Source organism: Pseudoalteromonas sp. Z1A6 (assembly GCF_011378745.1).
Lineage (GTDB): Bacteria > Pseudomonadota > Gammaproteobacteria > Enterobacterales > Alteromonadaceae > Pseudoalteromonas > Pseudoalteromonas arctica.
Window position 1 is genome coordinate 1 of the sequence record NZ_WTKW01000369.1, and the last position, 3,920, is coordinate 3,920.

6 protein-coding genes are annotated in these 3,920 nt (G+C 38.0%); 2 read left to right on the plus strand and 4 right to left on the minus strand.

Annotation, left to right across the window (positions count from 1 at the left end):
- Positions 1–166: 166 nt before the first annotated feature.
- Positions 167–418 (minus strand): succinate dehydrogenase assembly factor 2, encoded by a 252-nt coding sequence (locus GQR46_RS17225; RefSeq protein ID WP_007581709.1) that lies wholly within the window; start codon positions 416–418, stop codon positions 167–169.
- Between the two features lie 164 nt (positions 419–582).
- On the opposite strand from GQR46_RS17225, the gene GQR46_RS17230 reads away from it, so the two are divergent.
- Together GQR46_RS17230 and GQR46_RS17235 are read left to right on the plus strand one after the other, a co-directional pair.
- Positions 583–1,494, plus strand: coding sequence for a folate-binding protein YgfZ (locus tag GQR46_RS17230; RefSeq protein ID WP_165741703.1), 912 nt, complete (start codon positions 583–585; stop codon positions 1,492–1,494).
- A gap of 12 nt (positions 1,495–1,506) precedes the next feature.
- Positions 1,507–1,992, plus strand: a complete 486-nt coding sequence (locus tag GQR46_RS17235; RefSeq protein ID WP_007581704.1) for a peptidylprolyl isomerase — start codon at positions 1,507–1,509, stop codon at positions 1,990–1,992.
- A 41-nt stretch (positions 1,993–2,033) separates the two neighbouring features.
- Here the strand turns inward: GQR46_RS17235 and GQR46_RS17240 are convergent, their stop codons facing one another.
- Genes GQR46_RS17240 through GQR46_RS17250 form a run of 3 tightly spaced genes read right to left on the minus strand, consistent with a single transcriptional unit; the run spans position 2,034 to position 3,717 of the window.
- Complete coding sequence (locus GQR46_RS17240; RefSeq protein WP_008168001.1) at positions 2,034–2,516, minus strand: hypothetical protein; 483 nt, start codon at positions 2,514–2,516, stop codon at positions 2,034–2,036.
- A gap of 25 nt (positions 2,517–2,541) precedes the next feature.
- Positions 2,542–3,354, minus strand: coding sequence for a DUF481 domain-containing protein (locus GQR46_RS17245; RefSeq protein WP_007581700.1), 813 nt, complete (start codon positions 3,352–3,354; stop codon positions 2,542–2,544).
- A gap of 42 nt (positions 3,355–3,396) precedes the next feature.
- Positions 3,397–3,717: an HI1450 family dsDNA-mimic protein gene (locus GQR46_RS17250; RefSeq protein ID WP_007581697.1), complete on the minus strand. Its 321-nt coding sequence runs from the start codon at positions 3,715–3,717 to the stop codon at positions 3,397–3,399.
- Positions 3,718–3,920: the final 203 nt, after the last annotated feature.

Below are 3,920 nucleotides of genomic sequence, written 5' to 3' on the forward strand. Positions count from 1 at the left end.
AATTGCCAACACTTTTTGCCACACTAAAAAGCCAGCTAATATATTAATTATCAAACAAAAAAGCATAGCTAGTAGCGAATCTAAAAATAAACATAATATTAAACTGAGCATGCAAAAAAAGACCACAATAGGTTTGTGGTCAGCGTTATTATTAGTAACTGTAAACCTATACACGAACTCGGTCTAAGATCAGCGAAACCATACCGTTTAACTGCTCATCTTTACATTCTTGATGACCCATAAACCATGCAAATAAGTCAGGGTCTTCTTCTGTTAGCAAACGCTGAAAAATAGCCTGTTGCTCTGCGCTCAAAGAGTCGTATGCTTCTTCAACAAACGGCATAAACAAAACATCAAGCTCTAACATGCCACGACGGCAAGCCCAACGAATACGTGCTTTACTATGAATTTCAACCATTTTAAACCTCATACTTAATTGACTCGAGTTTAACAAACACAAGCCTATTTAGCAGCTATTAATCTCTCATTAAAGAATAAACCCGCACCAATAAGCGCTTGTCTGTACCATACGTAACAACTGCGTTATTATGTCACTTCATTTATATTGCAAAGAAGGTTTTTATGTCGAGCGTTTATGCATGTCCGTTATCTCATCAACTTATTAGCCTCTGCGGTGCTGATAAATTATCTTATTTACACGGGCAAATCACTCAAGATCTAAATAAATTAACCAGCAGTAATTATTTGTGGGCTGGCCATTGCAGCGCTAAAGGTAAACTTTGGGGCGTATTTAAATTATTTTCTTATCAAGACAGCTACTACCTTACAGGCAGCGAAAACGAAGTAGAAAAATCGTTAGCTGAGCTAAAAAAGTATGCCGTATTTGCAAAAGTTGACATTAGTGCATGTTCAAAGCGATTAATTGGTCTCATTGGTGATGATTTATCGGATGTACTCGCACAACTTGATATTAACTTTGAAGGTGATGCGAGCGCGTGTGACTTTGAAAGCGGTAAAGCACTAAAATTAGCTGATAACCGTGTTTTATTGATGGTCGATAGCCAGTTTAGTATGCCTGATGACGTATCTACACTTGATAACGAAGCTCCTTGGCAACAAGCATCTATGCTTGCAGGTGAACCTCAGTTAAGTGCAGATGCAATTGGCGAGTATGTTCCTCAAATGGTAAACCTACATGCTATTGGCGGTATAAGCTTTAAAAAAGGGTGTTATACCGGTCAAGAAACTGTGGCTCGCATGAAGTACCTAGGTAAAAATAAGCGTGCAATGTATATAGTTTCAGGTCAAAGCGAAGGGATACTTTCAGAGCCCGATTTAGAAACCCAATTAGGCGAAAATTGGCGCCGTGCGGGTAAACTTATTGCACAAAGCTTTAATGAACAAACAAATAAATTAACAGGCCTCGTTGTGTTGCCAAACGATACTGATGTAACTCAGGTACTTCGTGCAAAACACACACCTCAGGTGGAGCTAAGCATTCTGCCTCTACCCTACTCTCTTGAAGATGAATAAATAGGAATGACTATGATCGTTGCGGCAAACAAAGTGGTAAAAATGCATTATTCGGTAATGGATAATGATGGCAATAGCATTGATAACTCGTTCGGTGGTGAGCCACTACACTTTATCATTGGCACAGGCTACTTAATTTCAGGCCTAGAAAATGCTTTGCAAGGCAAACAACCAGGCGACACACTTAGCGTAAAAGTTGAACCTGATGAAGGTTATGGCGAACGCCACGATAACCTAATGCAAGCTGTACCTAAGTCGATGTTTGAAGGTATGGAAATTGAAGTCGGCATGCAATTTCGTGCATCAACAGATGATGGTGACCAATCAGTAATGATCATCGATATCCAAGATGAAGAAGTTATTGTAGATGGTAATAACCCACTTGCAGGCATAACACTTAACTTTGATGTAGAGATACTAGAAGTACGTGATGCAACCGAAGAAGAACTCACTCATGGTCATGTACATGGTGAAGGTGGGTGTGGTCACGACCACTAATACACTGTTAAACCAAGAAAAAAGCGCCTAGGGCGCTTTTTTTATATCATATTGTTGCGCTTAACCGTTTCAGTTTTTGCCTTACTAGGCAGCGCGATTGATACATTCTTTTCTTTTAGAGCGGCTAGTAAACCTTTTTGATCGTTTGTGCCAACTCGATACAAAGTGCCATCTTTAAGCGTTAGCTGTATTGCACTAAAGCCAGATACTGTATACACCCAACCATCGTGAGTAATTCGCATACCAATACCGTGTCTGTAAGAGTTTTGAACTGCCTTAGCTTCTACTACTTCGCCAAGCTCAATGCTTTGCCCTGCAACGCCTGGGCCAAACGCCCAGCTAATTTTTTTATCATCTACTTTTACTGTTAGACCATGGAACAAAAAGCCCACCAGCACTAAAATCCCAGCAAATATCATTAAAGGTCCATCAGCGCCTAACAAGTTCCATGCAAGCGCTACAAAACCGCCTATCCACGCTAATACAAAAAAGATAAACACCGCATACTGTTTATGCTGATACATAATATTCTCTAAATTAAATAAATACTTAAAAGCTGTACACCAATGTAGCACTCAGCTCTGAGTCAAACTTGAGTTTATCATCTTCGGGTTTTGAATTATAACGATACATGTAGGTAAATTTGAGTGATACCGCACCAATCACTTGGCTTATTAGTGCGGTTTCCGATTTTAAGCGAGAATTAAGACCTGAGAGCGACTGCTCTATACTCACATCTTGATTAAAACGAGTACGCTTAGAAACCAAACGTTCCCACTGCATTGCAACACGTACTAAATAACCGGTTTTATTAATTTCATCTTCGCTCACATCCGAATCTTCATCCGCTACTGAACGGTATAAACCAGGTCCTATATCAATATCTACTTTGTTTTTAGAGCCTTGATATACACGTGCACCATAGCCTGTCGCCACCGTACTTTTAAAATCAAGTCCACTAAACTCATCTTCTTCGTAATCACCGTAAATAAAAAATGAGGAGTTTTTAACACCTACTTTATAGTTACCTTGCGCTGATACAAAAACACGATTAGCTGTAACATCAGTGCCACCGCTTTCATCGTTCTCATCACGCTTATAAAGAGAGTCTATTTTAAATTGGTTACGCCACTTTTCAAAGTCTTGGTATAAATTACCTTTGAGCTTAAAACTGGTCGAATTGGTGTTACCTTTACTTAGAATAAAGCCAAATTCAGTATCACCATAGAACATGTCACCTTTGTGTAACTCATGAATTTCTTCATCAGAGAGCTTGCCATATTCATGAAAATCTTCAAATGGATCAACGGCCCAACTTGGGCTGCTAATTATTAAAAAAATTAAAAATAAATACTTACGCACAATACTCTCTCTGCACACAATTATAAAAATAAGCAGTATTGCTTATTCAGTTTCTTTCCATAAAATATGACAAAACGGAGCATCTTTATCACGACTAATCAAAATTTTAGCAAACAAAACATCATCATTTTCAAATTCTAAACCAACCAACACCTGAATAAAGTGCTCTGGCTCTATTTCAAGGGCTACAAAGTCTTGCCACTGGTCATCTGGCTCGTCTTCTTCAATAAAGCCTAGGTCTTCTCTAAACTCATTAAAGTCTTCAACATCTTTTTCACTCAAGTTATTTGGCGCTAACTCTAAAAAAATATCATAAGCTTGGTGAGTAGCTTCTTCTACCGTATATAAACGTGGACCCGACATATGTGCTTACCTTAAGCTTTTAAGTTGCGCTATATTATCAAATCTCATCATCATTTTGATAAAAAAAAACGTAAAACACTGACTTTTTTGTAACCGAGTCATGCTTTATTCAGCATACAACTAAATCGACAAATAACAATTCACCTAAACTATTGAATATAAAGATTACTTTTATTATTTTAGTTAAAATAACAACGTAAAAT